The 19,688-nt window shown below is 66.1% G+C and carries 21 protein-coding genes and 1 other RNA gene; 8 read left to right on the top strand and 14 right to left on the bottom strand.

Annotated elements, in window-relative coordinates; genetic code table 11:
• Nucleotides 1-94 precede the first annotated feature (94 nt).
• Complete coding sequence (gene rpsU, locus GGR17_RS12235) at nucleotides 95-301, bottom strand: 30S ribosomal protein S21 (protein ID WP_037207819.1); 207 nt, start codon at nucleotides 299-301, stop codon at nucleotides 95-97.
• Nucleotides 302-413: 112 nt separating this feature from the next.
• Between rpsU and GGR17_RS12230 the strand changes: the two genes are divergently transcribed.
• Both GGR17_RS12230 and GGR17_RS12225 read left to right on the top strand, forming a co-directional pair.
• Nucleotides 414-1,124: a COQ9 family protein gene (locus tag GGR17_RS12230; RefSeq protein WP_054539820.1), complete on the top strand. Its 711-nt coding sequence runs from the start codon at nucleotides 414-416 to the stop codon at nucleotides 1,122-1,124.
• Between the two features lie 2 nt (nucleotides 1,125-1,126).
• Complete coding sequence (locus GGR17_RS12225; protein ID WP_054539819.1) at nucleotides 1,127-2,116, top strand: NAD(P)H-quinone oxidoreductase; 990 nt, start codon at nucleotides 1,127-1,129, stop codon at nucleotides 2,114-2,116.
• 8 nt (nucleotides 2,117-2,124) lie between these two features.
• Here the strand turns inward: GGR17_RS12225 and GGR17_RS12220 are convergent, their stop codons facing one another.
• Nucleotides 2,125-2,703, bottom strand: coding sequence for a TetR/AcrR family transcriptional regulator (locus GGR17_RS12220; protein WP_054539818.1), 579 nt, complete (start codon nucleotides 2,701-2,703; stop codon nucleotides 2,125-2,127).
• A gap of 186 nt (nucleotides 2,704-2,889) precedes the next feature.
• Here GGR17_RS12220 and GGR17_RS12215 point away from each other — a divergent pair, with 186 nt between their 5' ends.
• Nucleotides 2,890-3,501, top strand: a complete 612-nt coding sequence (locus tag GGR17_RS12215) for a cytochrome b (protein WP_054539817.1) — start codon at nucleotides 2,890-2,892, stop codon at nucleotides 3,499-3,501.
• On the opposite strand, the gene GGR17_RS12210 is transcribed toward GGR17_RS12215, so the two are convergent.
• Entirely contained in the window at nucleotides 3,498-4,127 is a 630-nt protein-coding gene (locus GGR17_RS12210) for a ribonuclease T2 family protein (RefSeq protein ID WP_054539816.1), read from the bottom strand. The genes GGR17_RS12215 and GGR17_RS12210 overlap by 4 nt on opposite strands.
• 125 nt (nucleotides 4,128-4,252) lie before the next feature.
• On the opposite strand from GGR17_RS12210, the gene GGR17_RS12205 reads away from it, so the two are divergent.
• Complete coding sequence (locus GGR17_RS12205; RefSeq protein ID WP_054539815.1) at nucleotides 4,253-4,996, top strand: DUF1013 domain-containing protein; 744 nt, start codon at nucleotides 4,253-4,255, stop codon at nucleotides 4,994-4,996.
• A 72-nt stretch (nucleotides 4,997-5,068) separates the two neighbouring features.
• On the opposite strand, the gene recR is transcribed toward GGR17_RS12205, so the two are convergent.
• From recR to GGR17_RS12180, 5 genes are all read right to left on the bottom strand, one after another.
• A complete protein-coding gene (gene recR / locus GGR17_RS12200; RefSeq protein WP_054539814.1) occupies nucleotides 5,069-5,671 on the bottom strand; it encodes a recombination mediator RecR in 603 nt (200 codons plus the stop codon).
• Between the two features lie 6 nt (nucleotides 5,672-5,677).
• On the bottom strand, nucleotides 5,678-6,022 hold the full coding sequence (locus tag GGR17_RS12195; RefSeq protein ID WP_037207800.1) for a YbaB/EbfC family nucleoid-associated protein: 345 nt from the start codon (nucleotides 6,020-6,022) through the stop codon (nucleotides 5,678-5,680).
• A gap of 10 nt (nucleotides 6,023-6,032) precedes the next feature.
• On the bottom strand, nucleotides 6,033-7,775 hold the full coding sequence (locus GGR17_RS12190) for a DNA polymerase III subunit gamma/tau (protein ID WP_054539813.1): 1,743 nt from the start codon (nucleotides 7,773-7,775) through the stop codon (nucleotides 6,033-6,035).
• 75 nt (nucleotides 7,776-7,850) lie between these two features.
• Entirely contained in the window at nucleotides 7,851-9,887 is a 2,037-nt protein-coding gene (locus tag GGR17_RS12185; protein WP_054539812.1) for a DEAD/DEAH box helicase, read from the bottom strand.
• Nucleotides 9,888-10,061: 174 nt separating this feature from the next.
• Nucleotides 10,062-10,976, bottom strand: a complete 915-nt coding sequence (locus GGR17_RS12180; RefSeq protein WP_054539811.1) for an MBL fold metallo-hydrolase — start codon at nucleotides 10,974-10,976, stop codon at nucleotides 10,062-10,064.
• Nucleotides 10,977-11,075: 99 nt separating this feature from the next.
• Between GGR17_RS12180 and GGR17_RS12175 the strand changes: the two genes are divergently transcribed.
• Nucleotides 11,076-11,405 (top strand): hypothetical protein, encoded by a 330-nt coding sequence (locus GGR17_RS12175; RefSeq protein ID WP_054539810.1) that lies wholly within the window; start codon nucleotides 11,076-11,078, stop codon nucleotides 11,403-11,405.
• Here the strand turns inward: GGR17_RS12175 and ffs are convergent.
• Nucleotides 11,401-11,497, bottom strand: an RNA gene (gene ffs, locus GGR17_RS12170) — signal recognition particle sRNA small type. The two genes, GGR17_RS12175 and ffs, sit on opposite strands and share 5 nt — an antisense overlap.
• 114 nt (nucleotides 11,498-11,611) lie before the next feature.
• Here ffs and GGR17_RS12165 point away from each other — a divergent pair.
• On the top strand, nucleotides 11,612-12,625 hold the full coding sequence (locus tag GGR17_RS12165; protein ID WP_054539809.1) for a hypothetical protein: 1,014 nt from the start codon (nucleotides 11,612-11,614) through the stop codon (nucleotides 12,623-12,625).
• Here GGR17_RS12165 and GGR17_RS12160 read toward each other — a convergent pair.
• From GGR17_RS12160 to GGR17_RS12140, 5 genes are all read right to left on the bottom strand, one after another.
• The gene (locus GGR17_RS12160) at nucleotides 12,565-13,332 is read right to left on the bottom strand and encodes an ABC transporter permease (RefSeq protein ID WP_037209753.1); all 768 of its coding nucleotides are present in this window, start codon (nucleotides 13,330-13,332) and stop codon (nucleotides 12,565-12,567) included. The two genes, GGR17_RS12165 and GGR17_RS12160, sit on opposite strands and share 61 nt — an antisense overlap.
• The gene (locus GGR17_RS12155; protein ID WP_054539808.1) at nucleotides 13,332-14,129 is read right to left on the bottom strand and encodes an ABC transporter ATP-binding protein; all 798 of its coding nucleotides are present in this window, start codon (nucleotides 14,127-14,129) and stop codon (nucleotides 13,332-13,334) included. Before GGR17_RS12155 ends, GGR17_RS12160 begins: the two co-directional genes overlap by 1 nt.
• A gap of 56 nt (nucleotides 14,130-14,185) precedes the next feature.
• Nucleotides 14,186-15,190, bottom strand: coding sequence for an ABC transporter substrate-binding protein (locus GGR17_RS12150; RefSeq protein WP_054539807.1), 1,005 nt, complete (start codon nucleotides 15,188-15,190; stop codon nucleotides 14,186-14,188).
• A gap of 145 nt (nucleotides 15,191-15,335) precedes the next feature.
• Complete coding sequence (locus GGR17_RS12145) at nucleotides 15,336-15,977, bottom strand: HAD family hydrolase (protein WP_054539806.1); 642 nt, start codon at nucleotides 15,975-15,977, stop codon at nucleotides 15,336-15,338.
• Nucleotides 15,978-16,058: 81 nt separating this feature from the next.
• The gene (locus GGR17_RS12140) at nucleotides 16,059-18,041 is read right to left on the bottom strand and encodes a bifunctional 2',3'-cyclic-nucleotide 2'-phosphodiesterase/3'-nucleotidase (protein ID WP_054539805.1); all 1,983 of its coding nucleotides are present in this window, start codon (nucleotides 18,039-18,041) and stop codon (nucleotides 16,059-16,061) included.
• A gap of 173 nt (nucleotides 18,042-18,214) precedes the next feature.
• Between GGR17_RS12140 and nudC the strand changes: the two genes are divergently transcribed.
• Both nudC and GGR17_RS12130 read left to right on the top strand, forming a co-directional pair.
• Nucleotides 18,215-19,171 carry an NAD(+) diphosphatase gene (gene nudC / locus GGR17_RS12135; protein ID WP_054539804.1) on the top strand — a complete coding sequence of 319 codons (957 nt, stop codon included), beginning with the start codon at nucleotides 18,215-18,217 and terminating at the stop codon, nucleotides 19,169-19,171.
• Between the two features lie 36 nt (nucleotides 19,172-19,207).
• Nucleotides 19,208-19,684, top strand: a complete 477-nt coding sequence (locus GGR17_RS12130) for an SRPBCC family protein (protein ID WP_054539803.1) — start codon at nucleotides 19,208-19,210, stop codon at nucleotides 19,682-19,684.
• Nucleotides 19,685-19,688 lie beyond the last annotated feature (4 nt).

Genomic DNA, 19,688 nt, shown 5'->3' with positions numbered 1-19,688 from the left:
TCGGATGCGATCCGCTGGAAAAGACAAACCCCCGGGCCTTCGCTCGGGGGTCATCAAGGGGCGTTGCCGCCCGGGTTCGCTGTCGAAAAGGGCCTCAGAGACCGCCTTCGCGCTGCGCCTTCTTGCGTGCGAGCTTACGGGCGCGTCGAATCGCCTCGGCCTTCTCGCGCGCTTTCTTCTCGGACGGTTTCTCGAAATGTTGCTTGAGCTTCATTTCGCGAAACACACCCTCGCGCTGCAGTTTCTTCTTCAGGGCACGAAGCGCCTGATCGACATTGTTGTCGCGAACACTGACCTGCATGTGGTTTTCACCACCTTTCTAGTCTGGAGTTTCATCAATTCGCAGGAGGGGGCCGTATAGCAAAGCAGCCCCGGCTTGTCTACACTGGTTTCAACCCGAAAGGAGGCCGACCATGCCCACCGACCCGCCGAAAACCGACGATCCCGGGATCGCACTTCTGGATGCGGCCCTGCCCCATGTCGCCTTCGATGGCTGGAGCGAGGCCACCTTCCGCGCCGCAGTGGCCGAATCCGGCGTGGAACCCGCGCTGGCGCGGGCGCTTTGCCCGCGCGGCGCCGTCGATCTGGCGATCGCCTATCACAGGCGCGGCGACGCTGCGATGGCGGCCCGGCTGGCGGCGGCGGATCTGTCGGCCATGCGTCTGCGCGACCGAATCGCCACCGCCGTGCGCTTCCGGCTGGAGGCGGTCGAGGATCGCGAGGTGGTGCGCCGGGGCACCGCGCTCTTCGCGCTTCCGCAACATGCGGGCGAAGGGGCGAGGGCCGTCTGGGACACCGCCGATCTGATCTGGCGCACCCTGGGCGACACTTCCGATGACGTGAACTGGTACACCAAGCGCATGACCCTGTCGGGGGTTTATGGCTCCACCGTTCTCTACTGGCTGGGCGATGACAGCCCCGGCTACAGCCGCACATGGGAGTTTCTGGATCGCCGCATCGACGGGGTGATGCGGTTCGAGAAGGTCAAGGCACGGATGCGGGACAGCGTGCTGCTCAAGCCGTTTCTCGCAGCCCCGGCCTGGATGCTGGGCCGGGTGAAGGCCCCGTCGAAACCGCCGCGCACGGACATGCCCGGCACCTATGGCGGCGAAACACAGGAGTGACGATGACCTTTCCCAAAACCATGCGCGCCGTGGAGATTTCACAGCCCGGCGGGCCCGAGGTGCTGCGCCTGACCGAACGCCCGGTGCCGGTTCCGGCCGCCGGCGAGATCGTCATCCGGCTCTCCTATGCCGGGGTGAACCGCCCCGATGCGCTGCAGCGGGCCGGGGCCTATGCGCCGCCGCCCTCCGCATCCGATCTGCCGGGGCTGGAGGGCGCCGGAGAGGTGGTGGCGATCGGCGCGGGCGTCTCGGGCCTGTCGGTGGGCGAGAGGGTCTGCGCGCTTTTGCCCGGCGGTGGCTATGCCGAATATGTGGCCACGCCCGCCGCCCATGCCCTGCCGGTGCCCGCCAAGATGGATCTCAAGGCGGCGGCCTGCCTGCCGGAAACCTTCTTTACCGTCTGGTCCAACGTGTTCATGCGCGGCGGCCTGAAAGCGGGGGAGCGGTTCCTGGTGCATGGCGGTTCGTCCGGCATCGGCACCACGGCGATCCAGCTTGCGAACGTGTTCGGCGCGCGGGTGTTCACCACCGCGGGATCGGCCGCGAAATGCGCCGCCTGCACCGCGCTCGGGGCCGAGCGGGCGATCAACTACCACAAGGAGGATTTCGTCGAGGTGCTGCGCGCCGAGGGCGGGGCGGATCTGATTCTCGACATGGTCGGGGGCAGCTATATTCCCCGCAACATCAAGGCGCTGGCCGATGACGGGCGGATGATGCACATCGCCTTTCTGTCCGGCCCCAGGGCCGAGGTGAACTTCGCCCAGATCATGGCCCGGCGGCTGACGGTCACGGGGTCCACCCTGCGGCCGCAATCGGATCTCGCCAAGGCCCGGATCGCGGAAGAGCTGCGGGCGCATGTCTGGCCGCTGCTGGCGGCGGGGCGGGTCGCCCCGGTGATGGATTCCGAGTTTCCCTTGGCCGAGGCCGCCGCCGCCCATACGCGGATGGAAGGCAGCAGCCATATCGGCAAGATCGTTCTGAAGGTGGGGTAGCGGCTTTGTTACGGTGTCGTGCCTGACGGGGGAAAGGCGGTGCGGATAGCTTCTTGTGCCCGAACCGATATGTCGGTCGAAGAGGGCGGCTCGCTGCCGAACAGTGTGCGCAGATGCCAGTCACCAAGCAGCACGCTGATCAAGACACCGGTCAACGCCTCCGTCCGCTCGGTCGGAAGGGATGCCGATTGCGCCGTGAGGCGCGCCGTGCTGTGGAAAATATAGGTGAAACCTTTTGTCATCACCTTTGCGTGAAACGATGCGGGCAAATCGGGTAACCGGCCGGCTTGAGAAATCATCAGTCTGGTCAGCATGATTTGCCGTGGAGACAAGATATACTGCGCCAGGGCGCAGAGCCGCAGGTGCAGTTCTGTTTCCGGGTCATCATGGCTGGTTTCCGCCTCTGTCCGGGCGTCCGGGAAGATGTCCAACTCAGTTATTAACTCTGTGAAAATATTATTTTTATCTGGGAATGCCTGATAGAGCGTCTTTTTTGACATTCCTGCAATCTGGGCGATCTGCTCCATCGTGGCGGCGTCATATCCTCGTTCTGTGAACGCGGCCTCCGCGGCACGCAGCAGAATCACGCGGCGCGACTGTTGATCCAGAACCTCCGGTCGCCCGGGGCTGCGCTTTTTGGGGGTTGATCTCGTGGTCCGCACAGTCTGCACCCAATGTCCCGTTGACATTTTGAAAACGGTATCGTTTCCTAAACTTGAAGTATCCGGTCTCTATTCTTCGCGCAAGCTGCCGCATAGTACAGGACATACTGAATGTGCACACAGGCCACCCCTTCAACAGCCGAGCAGCGCTATAGCGGGCTTGCTATTCTGTTTCACTGGCTGACGGCATTCTTGTTCATTGTGGCCTATGTGGCGGTCTACTACCGCATTTGGTTCACCGAACTTGGAACCCCCGAAAATCTGTTCGGGATCCGCACGCATACATTCGCGGGTTTCTCTATTTTGCTGATTGCCATCCTGCGACTGATTTGGCGCCGCGTCTCGCCACCGCCGCCGCATGTGCCCGGCGCCAAGATTGAGGTCTTCGCCGCAAAAGCCGTACATGTCGCATTGTACATATTCATGATCCTGATGCCGATCACCGGCTATATCGGCTTGCGTGCTCCGGCGTTTCCCTTGGATCAGTTCGGTTTGCCCCAGTTCTCCGAGACCGCGCTCTACACCATCATGGTAACTGAAACGCTGGGTCTGACATGGGAAGAATTTGAGAAGCCTGTCGATGCTCTTCATCATTTTCTTGGCAAGGCGGTCGTCTGGGTTTTTGTGGTCATTCACGCGGCAGCGGCGCTGTTCCATCACCTTGTGCGGCGCGATGCGGTGCTATCGCGGATGTTGCCCTTGCTGCGCCGGCCAGAGCGTTAGGGTATTTTCTCCAGCAACGCGTCTGTCATCCGGCAATCGTTTACCACGTCGCTGCCGCAGGTGCGGATCTTCAGATCGCGGGTCAGGCAGACCCGCGCTTCCTGTATCCGCCCGGCTTTGCAAGTGATCGTCACCATATCGGCCTGCCAGCCCGGATTGGCCTGCAGGAATGCCTCTTCGACCACCGAGGCGGGCAGCTTTACGGGCTTTGTCAGCTTGCGGAACACCTCGGGCCGGGTGACGGCCTCGTAGGCGCTGCGGGCGGTGGCGAAATAATCGCTCGCAGAAAGGCCGGAACAGCGGCCATGCTTTTTCCACTGATACCAGGCAAGCCCAGGCGTTCCCATGATGTCGGCCATCGCGGCGGTCTGCGCGCGCGACGGGTCGCGCTGCGCGGTGCGGCAGTAAGAGGGCCAGCCCGCTTCATATTGCGGCCAGAGCCCGTGCAGCACCCAGCCGAAATCCCGCTCTGGATCACATTGCGGTGAACTGCGCGCATCCCCCTCCAGCGCGCACCACGTGGGCGACCATGAAAGCGACAGCACGTAATAGTCGAACGCGCCGGCGCGTTCGCCATCGGCATGGGCCAGCCGCACCGAAAGCAGCAGGATGACAAACCAGCGCATTTTCTCTTTTCTCCGCGGGCAGGGGTGACTATATACGGGCCAAACCTCCCCGAAAACGAGGATAAGGTCCAGCCGGACCAGCCGTTTTCCCGGCGCGGGAGAGATTTGTGTAAAGGAGTAGGCCCATGGACAAACCGATCATGGCGAAGGCCACTGCCGTGTGGCTGGTGGATAACACAACGCTGACCTTCCGGCAGATCGCCGAATTCTGCGGTCTGCATGAGCTCGAGGTGCAGGGCATCGCCGATGGCGATGTCGCGGCCGGGGTGAAGGGCTTTGACCCGATCGCCAACAATCAGCTCGTGCAGGAAGAGATCGACAAGGCCGAGGCGGACCCGGCCCATAACCTGCGGCTGAAGTTCAACCCCTCGGCCGTGGGCGAGGAAAAGCGCCGCGGGCCGCGTTATACGCCGCTGTCCAAGCGGCAGGACCGCCCGGCCTCGATCCTGTGGCTGGTGAAATTCCACCCCGAACTGAGCGATGGCCAGATCTCCAAGCTGGTGGGCACGACCAAGCCGACGATCCAGGCGATCCGCGAGCGCACCCATTGGAACATCGCCAACATCCAGCCGATCGACCCGGTGGCGCTGGGCCTGTGCAAACAGTCCGAACTGGATGCGATTGTGCAAAAGGCCGCCGCCAAGAAGGCCGCCGAAGGCGCAGTGATGAGCGATGACGAGCGGCGCAAGCTGGTCTCGACCGAACAGTCGCTGGGCATGGAGCCCGAGCCGAAGCTGCCCACCGCGATTTCCGGGCTCGAGACATTCTCGCTCTCCAACGACGCCGAGGACGAGAAGGAAGAGCCGGTGCCGGACGCCGACAGCTTCTTCAACCTGCCCGACAATGACGAGGATGAAGACGAGGATTGATATCCTCGTTTTCGCCCGCCGTTAACACAAAGGCCCGGCCGTCTGGCGGGGCCTTTTTCACATCCGGTCGGGTCAGAACCGCTTGCGCGCCTTCAGCGCGGCGGTGATGGTGCCATCGTCGAGATAGTCCAGCTCTCCGCCGATCGGAACACCCTGCGCCAGAGAGGTGACGGAAACCCCCGTGCCCTCGAGCTGTTCGGCGATGTAATGGGCGGTGGTCTGGCCATCCACCGTGGCGTTCAGCGCAAGGATCACCTCGGTCACGCCCTCGGCGCGCACCCTGTCGAGCAGTTTGGGGATGCGCAATTCCTCGGGGCCGATGGCATCCAGCGCGGAAAGGGTGCCGCCCAGCACGTGATAGCGCCCGCGGAATGACGCGCCGCGTTCCATCGCCCACAGGTCGGCCACATCCTCGACCACGCAAATCTCGCCGGTGGCGCGTTTTTCGCTGCTGCAGATGTCGCAGATGTCACTGGTGCCGATGTTGCCGCAGGCCAGACACTCGCGCGCGGTGGCGGCGACCTGCTGCATGGCTTCGGCCAGCGGCATCATCAACAGCGCGCGCTTCTTGATCAGATGCAGCACCGCGCGCCGCGCCGACCGGGGCCCGAGCCCCGGCAGACGGGCCATCATCCCGATCAGCTCTTCGATGTCGCGGGTGGCGTTATCTGTCATGCGCGGTCAGAACGGAAGCTTCATGTCCGCCGGCAGGCCGAGCGCTTCGGTGATCTTGCCCATCTCTTCCTTGGCGCGGTCGCTGGCCTTGGACTGGGCGTCTTTCACGGCGGCCAGGATCAGGTCTTCGACCACCTCCTTGTCATCGCCCGAAAAGATCGATGGGTCGATGTCCAGGCTCAGCAGCTCGCCCTTGGCGGTGGCCACGGCCTTGACCAGCCCGGCCCCGCTTTCGCCGATCACATGGATGCTGTGCAGGTCTTCCTGCATCGTCGCCATCTTGGTCTGCATTTCCTGGGCGGCTTTCATCATCTTGGTCATATCGCCAAGCCCGCCGAGTCCTTTGAACATTGTTCTCTCCTCACTCTTCCTCGAAAGGGTCCCATTCATCCTCGACCTCGGGCAGCGCCTCTGCGGCGGCGGCCTCGGCGAGGGCGTCAGGGGTTTTGATATCGGTGATCTTCGCGTCGGGAAAGGCCAGCAGAACGGCCTGCACCAGCGGGTGTTCCTTCGCCTGCGCCTCCAGCGCCAGCCTGTCGGCGTTGCGCTCTTCGTCGATGGTGGCGCCGCCGCCGGTACCGGTGACCGACACCGCCCAGCGGGCGCCGGTCCAGGCCTGAAGGCGGCTGCCCAGCCGCGCGGCCAGATCGCGCGGGGCGTCGGCGGTGGGTTCGAACTCGATCCGGCCGGGGGCATAGCTGACAAGGCGCAGGGTGGTTTCCACCTCGACCAGCAGCACCATGTCGCGGTTGGCGCGGATCAGCGCCACCACCTGATCGAACCGGGCGAACCGGGCCAGCGCGTTTTCGGGTGCCTGCGCCAGCGCGGCGACCGGGCCACCGCCCGAAGAGGCCGGGACCCGCCCCCCGGAAAGGGCCGTGGCGCCGCCCTGCTGCGGGGCGGGCGCGGGTGCGGCGGGGCCGGGGCCGGGCGGCGGCGGGCCGTCCTGCAACCGGCGCAACAGATCCTCGGGCGCGGGCAGGGTCGAGACATGGGTCAGCCGGATCACCGCCATCTCGGCGGCCATCATCGCGTTGGGGGCCTGCGCCACCTCTTCCAGCGCTTTCAGCAGCATCTGCCACATCCGCGTCATCGCCCGCATCGGCAGCTTCTCGGCCATGGCCAGCCCGCGCGCGCGCTCGTCGGGGCCGATGGTCGGGTCTTCGGCCGCATCGGGGGTGATCTTGATCACGCTCACCCAATGGGTGATCTCGGCCAGATCGCGCAGCACCGCCATCGGATCGGCGCCATCGGCATATTGCGCCGACAGCTCGTTCAGCGCGCCGGCCGCGTCGCCGGCCATGATCATGTCGAACAGGTCCAGCACCCGGCCCCGGTCGGCCAGGCCCAGCATGGCGCGGACCTGCTCGGCGGTGGTTTCACCGGCGCCGTGGGAGATCGCCTGATCCAGCAGGCTCATCGCATCGCGGACCGACCCTTCGGCGGCCCGCGTGATCAGCGCCAGCGCGTCTTCGGCGATCTGGGCGTTCTCCTTCGCGGCGATGCCCTGCAGATGGGCGATCATCACCTCGGGCTCGATCCGGCGCAGATCGAACCGCTGACAGCGTGACAGGACAGTGACCGGCACCTTGCGGATTTCGGTGGTGGCGAAGATGAATTTGACGTGGGCGGGGGGCTCTTCCAGCGTCTTGAGCAGCGCGTTGAACGCGCTGGTCGAGAGCATGTGAACCTCGTCGATGATGTAGATCTTGTAGCGTGCCGAGGCCGCCCGGTAGTGCACGGAATCGATGATCTCGCGGATGTCGCCCACGCCGGTGCGGCTGGCCGCGTCCATCTCCATCACATCCACATGGCGGCCCTCGGCGATGGCCACGCAATGTTCGCATACCCCGCAGGGATCGGTCGTGGGGCCGCCGGTGCCATCCGACCCGATGCAGTTCATCCCCTTGGAGATGATCCGCGCCGTGGTGGTTTTGCCGGTACCGCGAATGCCGGTCATGATGAAGGCCTGCGCGATACGATCGGCGGCAAAGGCGTTGCGCAGGGTGCGCACCATCGCCTCCTGCCCGATCAGATCGGCGAAGGTGGCAGGGCGGTATTTGCGGGCGAGCACCTGGTAGCCGGTGTCAGGCGTATCGGACATGGGCCCTCTCGGATTCGATGCAAGGCGCAGAGTAGGCGCTGGCCGTTCCCGCGTCCAGCGCCGCGACGCGCCCGGTCAGCGCGGCTTCGGCTTGCCGCGCTTGGGGGTGGCGTTGCCGCCCTTGGCCACGCGCGGTTTGCCCGGGGCGGCAGCGGCGCGCCTGCCGCTTTTCGCCGGTTTGCCATCGGGGCTGAAGCGCTTCGAAAGATCGGTCGGATCTCCCTTGAAGCGCTTCGCGGGCGGTTTTGCCGGCGCGGATTTCGCGGGCGGCTTCGGGGTGGCCGGTTTCGCCTCGGGTTTGCGCTGGGGCTTGTCCTTGCCGCGCGGCTTCGGCGCGGGGCCGGGGGCCTCGGGGCGGTGGCGCGGCTTTGGCGGCGGCGCCACGATCCCCTCGGGCGGGGTCTGGTCGGGTTCCCAGCGCGGCGCGTCCGGGGCGGCCTCGGGCTTGCTGTGGCGCGGCTTCGGCGCGCGTTCGGGCCGGTCCGTTCCGCGGGGCGGTTTGCGGTCGCGCGGGGCGGGGCGGGGGGCGCGGGCCAGATCGGGCGCGGTATCGAGCCGCTTCAGCGCGGCGCCATCCTCCAGCTTGCCCCCGGGGCCGATGACGGCCAGAAAGGCGGCGGCGCTGCTTTCCCGGATCTCGACGAAGGTTTCATCGGGCTGAATGCGGATCGCGCCGATATCTTCCTTGGTGATGTTCCCGGCCCGGCACAGCATCGGCAACAGCCAGCGCGCCTCGGCCTTCTGGTTGCGCCCGACAGAGACGGAGAACCACGTGCTGGGCCCGAAGGGTTCGCGCACGCGGGTTTCGCGCGGGGCGTCCGGGGCGGCCAGTTCTTCGGGGGCCGACTGGCGGCTTTGAGAGAGGCGGACATAGGCCGCGGCGATCTGTTCGGGGCTGTGCAGGGCCACAAGCGTGTCGACAAGGGCGCGCGCGCTGTCGGCGATCGGCTCGGCCCAGATCGGATCGGCCAGCAGGCGCTCTTCGTCGCGTGCCAGCACCGCTTCGGCAGAGGGCGCATCGCCCCATTCGGCGGCAACCTTCGCCATCTTCAGCAACCGCTCCGCCTTGGCGCGGGCGCGGCCCGGCACGATCAGCGCGCTGACGCCCTTGCGCCCGGCGCGGCCGGTGCGGCCCGAACGGTGCAGCAGCGTTTCGAAATTCGACGGCAGCTCGGCATGGATCACCAGTTCGAGGTTCGGCAGGTCGATGCCACGGGCGGCCACATCGGTGGCCACGCAGACCCGCGCCCGCCCGTCGCGCATCGCCTGCAGCGCGTGCGAACGTTCGTTCTGCGACAGCTCGCCCGAAAGGGCCACCACCGAAAAGCCCCGGTTGGAAAACCGCGTGGTCAGCCGGTTGACCATGGCGCGGGTGTTGCAAAAGACGATGGCGTTCTGCGCCTCGTAGAACCGCAGAACATTGATGATGGCATTCTCGGCATCGCGCGGCGAAACGTTCAGCGCGCGATATTCGATATCGGCATGCTGGGTCTTCTCGGCGGTCGTGCTGACGCGCACCGCGTCCTTCTGATAGTTCTGCGCCAGCGTGGCGATGGCGCGCGGCACGGTTGCCGAAAACAACAGCGTGCGCCGGGTTTCCGGCGCCTCGCCCAGGATAAACTCCAGGTCCTCGCGAAAGCCCAGATCCAGCATCTCGTCCGCCTCGTCCAGCACCACGGCGCGCAGGCCCGACATGTCCAGCGATCCGCGCGTGATATGGTCGCGCAGGCGGCCGGGGGTTGCCACGACGACATGCGCCCCCCGTTCCAGCGCGCGGCGTTCGTCGCGCATGTCCATCCCGCCCACGCAGGAGGTGACGACCGCGCCGGTCTGTTCGTAGAGCCAGGCCAGTTCGCGCTTGACCTGCAGCGCCAGCTCACGGGTCGGCGCGATGATCAGCGCCAGCGGCATGCCCGCCGGGCCGAACTGCTCGGCCCCGCCCAGCAGGGTGGGCGCGATGGCCAGGCCGAAGCCCACCGTCTTGCCCGATCCGGTCTGGGCCGAGACCAGCAGATCGGCGGCCTCCAGCGCGGGGTCGGTCACGGCCTGTTGCACCGGGGTCAGGCTGTTGTAACCGCGTTTCTCGAGGGCATCGGCAAGGGTTTGGATCACGGCGGAACTATCTCTTTCGGGGGCGTCGTCCGGGGGCAATGGGCGCCGCCGCTGTTTTCGGCGGGGCACAAATGCCCGTACGTGCGCCGGGGAAACGGACGGGGAAGGGAGGCACATAAGGCCATTGGGCGAAAATGTATAGGAGGTTCTCGCGCCCAGGCCGGTGATGCGCGGCTATTCCCATTCCATCTGGCTGAACACCTCCTGCGCGTTGCGCCGCGACAGCATGTCGAAATCCAGCAGATAGGAAAACGCCTGTTGATCCACCGCCACCGCGCCGATGATGTCGCCGCCGCCCTCGATATGCCGCGCGATCTGGCTGCGCAGGTTGACCAGATAGTCATATGTGTCACGCGTTGCCGTGGGCAGGTCGGTGGCGGGGCCGTGGCCGGGCACGATATGGGCGGGCTGATAGGCGGCCATCGCCGCGAAACTCTCGACCCACGCGGCCGAGGACGAGAATTCCATCACCCCCAGGATGCGCCCGACATAAACGATATCGCCGGTGAACATGACAGAGGCACGGGGCAGCCAGGCGAAACTGTCGCCGGGCGTATGGGCGGCGCCGGGATGAATGATCCGCAGCGTGGTGCCGCCAAGGGCCAGAGTATAGTCGTCGGCAAAGGTGATGTCGGCATAGGCGGGTTCCGTGCCCGCCGTGGCGTCGCCCACCAGTTGCGACAAAGCACCGAGCTGCATCGAGGCGCGGGCGGTCTGATCGGCCACCGCGTCTTGCGAGGCGATGACGCGCGCCCCTTGTGCCTTCCAATAGGCGTTGCCCAGCCAGCGGTGATCCTGCCCGCCGGTGTTGATGACAAAGCGCACCGGCTGATCGGTCACGGTTTTCACCGCCGCGTGCAGCGCCATGGCCCCGGCGCGGGTGCCGCCCGCATCGATCAGCACGGCGCCGTCCTCGGTGACGATCAGCCCGAAACTGGCGTTGTTGCCCAGGTTTTCGGGATCGCGCTGGCCGAAGGGGCCGATGATGGCATAGGCGTTTTCCGCCACATGGCTGACGGCAAGCGGGGCCTCGGCCCGGGCAAGCGTGGCGGCGGCCGACAGGGCCAGAATGGCCAGGATGATACGCATGGTCTCCTCCCAGATGACCCGGCCAGCTTAGGGCGCGAAGCGGCGGCTGCACAGCTCGGCGATGTCGCACCGGGCAGGGCGCTGTGCTAGGGTGGCGGCATGAGTGTGAAACACGGCACCCGCCCCGCCTGGGGCTTCTGGCTGGCGCTGGCCCTCTGGGCGGGCGTTTTCAGCTATTCGCTGTGGGTCTATCAAACCACGCCGCCGCTGGGCGACGGGTTCACCCGCGGGCTGAACCGCGTGTCGGGGTTCCTCGGCTGGCAGGTGCTCGCGGCACTGCTGGCCTTTGCCGTCTTCAGGGCGGGGCGCGGCCTGCCGGCGGGAACGGCCCTGGCCCGGATCCGCCTGTTTCCGATGGCGCTGGCCCTGCTCATGGTGGCGGGGCTGGTCACGCTCACGCTCTGGTCGCAACTTCGGGGGATGGGGTGAGAGGCTGGACAACGACCCAAGCGGGGCTCGTTACGGCTGCTTCCTTCCGGACCTGACCGGGTTGGCGAGGCGCCTGCCCGCGCCAACCTCTCGGGGCGATACTTAGGCGCCGTGGCCCGGGTTTGCAAGGCCCCGCCGGCGGCTGACACGGGGGGCGCCATGCGCTAGGCTCCGGCCCGAACCTTCCTTGCCGCACGAGGACCCCCATGAAATCTTTCGAAGAGGCGATGCTCGCCGCCGTTCCGCCCCCGCCGCCGATGCTTGTCGCGTTGCATGAACAGCTGGCCGGCGGTACCGCGCCGGTGCGGGTGTTTCGCGAAAAGCGGAACTCGGTTTTCGACAACCTGTTCTACGACGTCGCCGGGCTGACCGGGGCCGAGCTTGCCTGGCTGCTGAAGGAAGCCAGCCCCGAGGGCGCGATTCTGAGCGTCTGGCCCGAGGGCGAGATGGGCGATCTGGGGGTGCGCAGGCTGAAGGATCATGACGCGCTCTGCGCCGAGCGGGGGTGCGTGCTGAACCGGTTCGCCATCGCCGGCGTCGGCAGTACCGATATCGGCGCCGCCGCCTTCGCGCGCTCCATCGCCAACCATTACGGCGAGCCGGTGGGGGCGATCGTCGCGGGCAACGGGGTTGCCGATCTGCTGGCCGAGGCGGTGGGCGGCTGGTGTTTCCTGAGCCTCGCCAACCGGGTGATGCACACCTATCACAGCCTGATTCCCACCGTGATGGAACAGCATCTTGCCGCACGGCTGTCGCCCAGCCCCCGGCTGCGCGAGGCGATCGACGCGGTCAAGGGGCGCGACGATTCCCAGACGCTGCTCGAGATCCTGCTGGACCCGGATCGCGAGATCCGCTCGATCACCGGCCACAGCAAGGGTTGCCTGGCCATCGCGGCGGCGCTGAACGCGCTGGTGATCAGCGGGGATGAAGCCCCCATCGAAAGGGTTCGGAATGCCCGCATCACCATGGTCGGCACGGTGGTTCCGGTGCCGTCGGCGTTTCGCAACGTGGATCAGTATCTTGGCGCGCTCGACATGTTCGGGTGGCTCAATTCATCCCTCGGCGCGCATTTCGCGCTGATCCCGGGGGCCGGGCATCACCTGAACCCGGCGCTGCCGCTGCATATGGACCTGCCCGCCCTGCTCGCCCGCGAGACGGATCAGCCGGGTGCGCGTTCGGCCCAGCCGGCAAAGATCTTCTCCAGCACGACGACGATGTAGTAGAGCACGATCCCCAGGAAGGCGAGCGCCAGCAGAACCGCGAACATCAGCGGATAGTCGGCGCTGATCTTGCCCGAATCGAACAGCGCGCCCAGCCCCCGGCCATGGGGCGAGACGATCTCCATCAGGTTGGTGCCGATGAAGGCCAGCGTCACCGCCACTTTCAGCGCGCCGAAAAACTCCGGCAGGGTCTTGGGCAGGGCGATCTTGCGGAACACGGTGAATTGCGACGCGCCGAGCGAGCGCAGGATGTCGCGGTATTCCGGCTCCAGCGTCGACAGGCCGATAGAGACCGACACCGCGATCGGAAAGAACGAGATCATGAAGGCGATCAGGATCGTGTTCAGGTTATGCTGGCCCACGAACATCAGCGCCAGTATGGGCACCACGGTGGCCTTGGGGATGGCGTTGAACCCCACCAGCAGCGGATAAAGCGCATCGCGCATCAGCCGCGAAAACCCCATGATCATGCCCAGAAACGTGCCAACCACAACCGCCAGCAACAGCCCGACCACGGTGCGCCACAGCGTCTGCCAGCCGTATTCGAAGAACAAGCCGCGGAATTTCCAGAAGGCCGGCACGATATCCGAAGGCGAGGCCATCTTGTAATTGGGCCAGCCGTTGACCCAGACGATCCATTCCCAGAACGCCAGAAACAGCGCGACGGCGATCAGCGGCACGGCGATCCGGCCCAGGTTGCGGCGCATCACGCGGCCCCCTGGCTGGCCGGGGCGCGGCCCTGCGCGATCTGGATCTGGCGGCGCAGCGTGGCCAGATAGTCTACCGCCTTCGGTGTGTAGAGAACCTCCAGCTCGCGGGGGCCGGGCAGATCGACATCCAGCACATATTGCGTGGTGGCCGGCCGCCCCGACAGCACCACAACCTCGTCGGCCAGAAACACGCTCTCGCGCAGGTCATGGGTGATCAGCAGCGAGGTAAAGGGCTCTTCGGCCCGCAGCGCGTGCATGGTCTGCCACAGATCTTCGCGGGTAAAGGCATCCAGCGCGCCGAAGGGCTCGTCCAGGATCAGCACGTCGGGCCGGTGCACGATGGCCCGGCACAACGAGGCGCGCTGGCGCATCCCGCCCGAAAGCTCCGACGGGCGCTTGTCCTCGAAGCCGGACAGGCCGACGAGCGCCAGCAGCTCCTCGGCACGGGCGATCCGCCTTGCCTTCGGCATCGTGGGGGCGACGATTTCCAGCGGCAGGATGACGTTTTGCAGGATCGTGCGCCATTCCAGCAGCACCGGGTTCTGAAACGCCATGCCCACCGTCCTGCGTGGCGATTTCACCCGCTCGCCGTCCAGCCAGACCTCGCCCCGGTCGGGGTGCATCAGCCCCGCGATCAGCCGGGTGAGGGTGGATTTGCCACAGCCCGACGGGCCGACGACGGCGGTGAACGCGCCCTCGGGCACGGCGATGTTGAGATCGCGCAGCACCGGCAGCGGACCGGATGCCGTCTTGTAGGCGTGGGTGACGCCCTTGATGTCGATAAGCTTGGTCATGGGGTCACGCGGGTTGCGGCGCGGGCAGCCAAAGCCGCCCGCGGCACGGGATTGCCTCAGTTCAGCGGGAAGTTGCCTTCCGGCAGATAGGCATCGGTGAAGTAGAGCGATGCGTCCGGCGCGGTCTTGAACTCATAGGTTTCGGCGATCTGCTCCAGCGCCTTTTCCATGCGCGCCGGATCGATATTGCCCATGCCGTTTGCCAGCGTGTAATCGGTGACGACATTGGTCTCGATCACCAGCTGCAAGCGGCGGGTTTCCAGCGCCAGATCGGCGGCCGGGTTGCGCTTGAGCACCATTTCGGCGCCGGCCTTAGGGTCGGCGATCGCATCTGTCCAGCCCTTGGCGATGGCGGCCAGGAAGCCCTTGACCAGATCGGGATTGGCGGCGGCGAAATCGGTGTTGACGATGACCGCGTTGCCATAAAGCGCAAGGCCGTAATCGGCCATCAGGATGGTGCTCACGTCTTCTTCCGGCACGCCCAGACGCCCGAGATTGAGAACGGAGGAGAAGGCATAGCCGGTCACGGCGTCCACCTTGCCCTCGGCCAGCATCGGCTCGCGGGTCGGAAAGCCCACGGGCTCGACCGTGATCTTGCTCATGTCCAGCCCGTTGGCGCCGGCAAAAACCGGGAACTGCGCCCATGCGCCATCGGGGGGCGGGGCGCCCAGGATCTTGCCTTCCAGATCCTCAGGCGTTTCGATGCCCAGCGATTTGCGGCCGATCACGGCGAAGGGCGGCTTGTCGTAGGTCATCATCACCGCGATCACCGGCGCGCCGGGGTTCTGATCCAGAAACTTGACCAGCGAGTTGATGTCGGCGAACCCGACCGGATAGGCGCCGGTGGCCACTTTCGGGATCGCATCGAGCGAACCCTGCCCGGCGGCGATTTCCACCTCGATCCCGGCCTCGGCGAAATAGCCATTGTCGGCGGCGGCGAAATAGGGGGCGGCGGGGCCTTCGAATTTCCAGTCCAGCGCAAAGGGCACTTTGGTGTCCGCCAGGGCGGCGGTCGCGCCAAGGGCCAGCGCGGCGAGCGTTGCCATTGATTTTTGCAGCATATGAATCGTCCTTGCGTGAAGTCCGGTGCAAAGCTGCCCCCTGCCGCGCGCCAGCGCGAGGGGGCGGGCCGTTGCAGCCGCAATTTGGCGCATGTTTGATTATTTGTTGGTCAAATGACCATCAACCGCAAATAAATTACGCAGGCTATGGGATCAGGCCGCAGGCGCGCGCGCCCTCAAGAAGGGATTCGGCGGTGTGATGGGCCCGGTTTTCGGACGAGGGCAGCAGGTCGGGCACCTGCACCACGGTCATGCCGGCGGCCAGCGCTGCGCGCACGCCGGTGTCGCTGTCCTCGAAGGCAAGGCAGCGTTCGGGCCGGGCCCCGATCGCCCCGGCGGCGGACAGATAGACATCGGGCGCCGGTTTCGGCTTCGGCACACTGTCGACGCCGGCGACATGGCCGAACCAGCCGCGCAGCCCGGCCTCATGCAGCTTGCCCTCGGCGGCGGCGGTGCGGCTGTTGGTGGCAACGGCGCGCGGAATTCGCGCATCGTCCAGATGCAGCAGCAGGGTTTCGACCCCCGGCTTCACCGGAATCCCACCGCTCAGACGCTTGCGGTAGGCGGTGTTCCACGCCGCGTCGAACGGGCCGAACGCCCAGTCCTCGCCCAGATGCGCGGTCAGGCGGCGGTGCCCCTCCTGCGCATCAATGCCCACGAGCGAGAGCATGAAGCCGCGATCGACGTCATGGCCAAGCCCGATCAGTGCCTCCAGCCCGCTTTCCAGCGCCAGGCGCTCGGTATCGAGCAGCAACCCATCCATGTCAAAAATCACCGCATCGAACATTCGCACCCCCGCAACGCGCCTCTCCCCAACGCAATGCGGCGGCCCCGGTCAGGGCCGCCGCAGCGATCATCTCTTACCGGATCACAGCGTGATGCGGAAGCGGGCAAAGCCGTCGGGGCCTTCGCCCGCCGGTTCGATCTTCACGCCGGGCACCTTGTCGGCATAGGCCGCGGCCTTGGGGCCGGTGTCGAACAGCACCGTGGTGCCCGGCAGCGGCGCGAAAGACCAGTTGGCATCGGCCGAAGGGTTGATCGTGCCCTGCTCGACGATATAGCGCACGATCACGTCGCGGTTGGTATCGGGCGCCTCGAACACGGTGGTGGAGCCATCGGCGCCCGGGAAATGCCCGCCGCCGCCCGCGCGGTAGTTGTTGGTGGCGACGATGAATTCCGCCTCCGGGTCCACCGGCGCGCCCTCATAGGTCAGGTTCACGATGCGGCGCGCGCCGGCGTTGATCTCCGTGCCCTCCCGGCTGTCGTATTTCGAGGGCTGGCTGAGGTCGATCTGATATTGCACCCCGTCGATCACGTCGAAATTATAGCTCGGGAAATCGGGGTTCAGCAGCACCTGATCCGCCACGCCCGGCGTGATCTGGTTGAACATCCCGGCCGATCGCTCCAGCCACTCCCTGACCTGCGCCCCCGTGATGCGCACGGCCCGCGCGGTGTTGGGGTAAAGATAAAGGTCGGCCACGTTCTTGATCGCCACATCGCCCGCCGGCACGTCGGTGTAATAGTCCGGCCCGCCCCGGCCCCCGGCCTTGAACGGCGCCGCGGCCGAAAGGATCGGCAGCCCCTCATGCGGGGTGCCTTTCATCATCTGTTCAATATACCATTTCTGCGCGATCGAAACGATCTGAACCGAAGGATCATCGGCGACCAGCGCGAAATAGGAATGCAGCGGGGCCGAGGTCTTGCCCACCGCGCGGCGCACATAGGCCAGCGTTTCGGCATGTTCCTGCGCGACCGCATCAAGCACATATTGCTCGCTTTCGACCAGCGCGCTGATCGAACGATCTTCGTTGCGTCTGGAAATCGGGCGCACCTCGGAGCTGTGGGCGACCACTTTCCATTCGTTGCCGGCGCGCTCCAGCATCAGGTCGATCACGCCCAGATGCGACCCCCAGAAGCCGCCCATCACCGCGGGCTTGCCGTGGATCGCGCCCTTGGCCACATCGACACCGGCATAGCCTTCATAGGTCGGCGAGGGGAACACGAGGTGGCTGTGCCCGGTCATCAGCGCGTCGATCCCGTTTACTGTCGCCAGCGGCACCGAGGCGTTCTCCATCCCGTCGGTATGGGTGGCCGAGCCGATGCCGGAATGCGACAGCGCGATGATGATATCGGCGCCTTCCTCCTTCATCTGCGGCACATAGGCCCGCGCGGTTTCCACGATGTCGCGCGTCGTCACGCTGCCCTCCAGATGGCGGCGATCCCAGTTCATGATCTGCGGCGGCACAAAGCCGATGAGCCCGACGTTGATCACATGGGTCTCGCCCGCGCCATCGGTCACCTCGCGCTTCAGGATGACATAGGGCTTCACCAGCGTGACATCCCGGGTGGGATCGCTGCCCGCCTCCTTGACCACATTGGCCGACAGCACCGGAAAGGCCGCGCCCGCCAGTGATTTCGTCAGGAAATCGAGACCGTAGTTGAATTCGTGGTTGCCCAGGGTCGATGCGTCGATGCCGACCGCGTTCATCGCCTTGATCACCGGGTGCAGGTCGCCTTCCTTCATGCCGCGCTCGTAGGCGATGTAATCGCCCATCGGGTTGCCCTGCAGGAAATCGCCATTGTCGAGCAGCATGGAATTTGTGGCCTCGGCCCGGATATCGCGGATATGCGCGGCGGTGCGGGCCAGGCCGACCGTATCGACCTCGCGGTCCGAGTAATAGTCATAGGGGAAGACATGCACATGCAGATCGGTCGTCTCCATCACGCGCAGATGCGCCTGATTGACAGCGGCGCGCGCCGAAAAGGGATGAAGCGCGATCAACGACGCCCCCGCGACAGAGCCGGTCAGAAACCCCCGGCGGTTGAGTTTCAACGTCCGATGGTGGGCCATGAGTGCCTCCGATGCTAGAGATGCGCTATCGGTAGGATACCACCGTGACGGCTTGGTGACACTAGCCGCTTGGCCCGGCCTTGGCGAGGCTCAAGTCGCCTTTAAGGCGAGTTTTCTTTCGTTGCTCCCGCCGCTCGGCCGTGGCAGTCAGCGCCCAGGCGCGGAGGGATGCGATGCGACATGCGGAAGAGGTGACATTCGGCGGCTCCGCCCTCGACAGGGCGGCGCATCTGCGCGGCGATTCCGCCCGGCTGGCGCGGCTGTGGGCCGACCCCGGCGCCCGGGTGCTGCCGCTGTGGCGGGGCAAGCCGCTGTTTCACGGCGACACGCTGGGCTGGCTGGAGGCCGGGCACGGGCTGGTCGCGGGCCGGCGCGACGGTGCCGTGTTCCTGGGGCTGGAGGGCGAGGCGGCGCGATTCGCGGTGGATCTGTCCGACTGGGAGCCAGCCCGGATGCCGGACACGCCGGGCGGGTTTTCGGACCTCAGCGAACAACGGCACCCCGATCTGCCCGATACCCATGTCTTTGCAGAGCTGCGGCGGCTCATGACGCTGCTTGGTGCGCGCGATGCCGAACTCGCGGCCACGGCCCGGGCCATTCTGGGCTGGCACCAGAGCCACGCCTTCTGTTCGCGCTGCGGCGCCAAGTCGCAGCTTTCGATGGCGGGCTGGCAAAGCACCTGCCCGGCCTGCGGCGGGCACCACTTCCCGCGCACCGATCCGGTAGCGATCATGCTGATCACCGATGGCAATTCGGTTCTGGTCGGGCGCTCGCCCGGCTGGCCCGAGGGGATGTATTCGCTGTTGGCGGGTTTCGTCGAACCGGGCGAGACGCTGGAGGCCGCGGTGCGGCGCGAAGTGTTTGAAGAGGCGGGCATAAGGGTGGGCGCGGTCGGATATCTCGCCTCGCAGCCCTGGCCGTTCCCGTCGTCGCTGATGTTCGGCTGCCGCGGCGTGGCGCTGAACCGCGAGATCGCCATCGACCCCGCCGAGATCGAGGATGCGTTCTGGATCACCCGCGAAGAGATGGTTTCGGTGTTTGCCGGCGGGCACGATCGGATGCGCCCGCCGCGAAAGGGTGCGATCGCGGGGTTTTTGCTGTGGAACTGGCTTGCGGATCGGCTGGATTAACGCGAAAACGAAAGCTGACCCCAGACGACTGGATCCATGAAGTTTTCAACGCGTGAAGATATCGCGGCGCCCGTGGCGGAGGTGTTCGCGGCAGTGTCCGACTTTGAGTCGTTCGAACGTGCCGCGCTGCGGCGCGGCGCCGAGGTGAGCCGTACCGACAGGCTGGGCGCGCCCGGGCCGGGCATGGCGTGGGATTGCGCCTTCACGTTTCGCGGCAAGGGGCGGCGCCTGTCGGCCGAGCTGCAACAGTATGACGCGCCCGAGTCGATGATCGTTCTGTGGAGCTCTTCGGGGCTGGTCGGCACGCTTGCGCTGGATCTTGTCCAGCTCTCGCCGCGCCAGACCCGCATGATGCTTCAGCTCGAACTGAAGCCGCGCACCATTCCGGCGCGGCTGTTCGTGCAATCGCTGCGGCTTGCAAAGGCCAGCCTGACCAAGCGCTTCAAACGCGGCGTACGCCGTTTCGCGCGCGACCTTGACGGGCGTCTGTCGGACGCGCGGCACCGCGTCTGATCGC

The organism is Actibacterium naphthalenivorans (assembly GCF_014196965.1).
Lineage (GTDB): Bacteria > Pseudomonadota > Alphaproteobacteria > Rhodobacterales > Rhodobacteraceae > Actibacterium_A > Actibacterium_A naphthalenivorans.
This window is presented reverse-complemented; position numbering and strand designations above follow the sequence as displayed.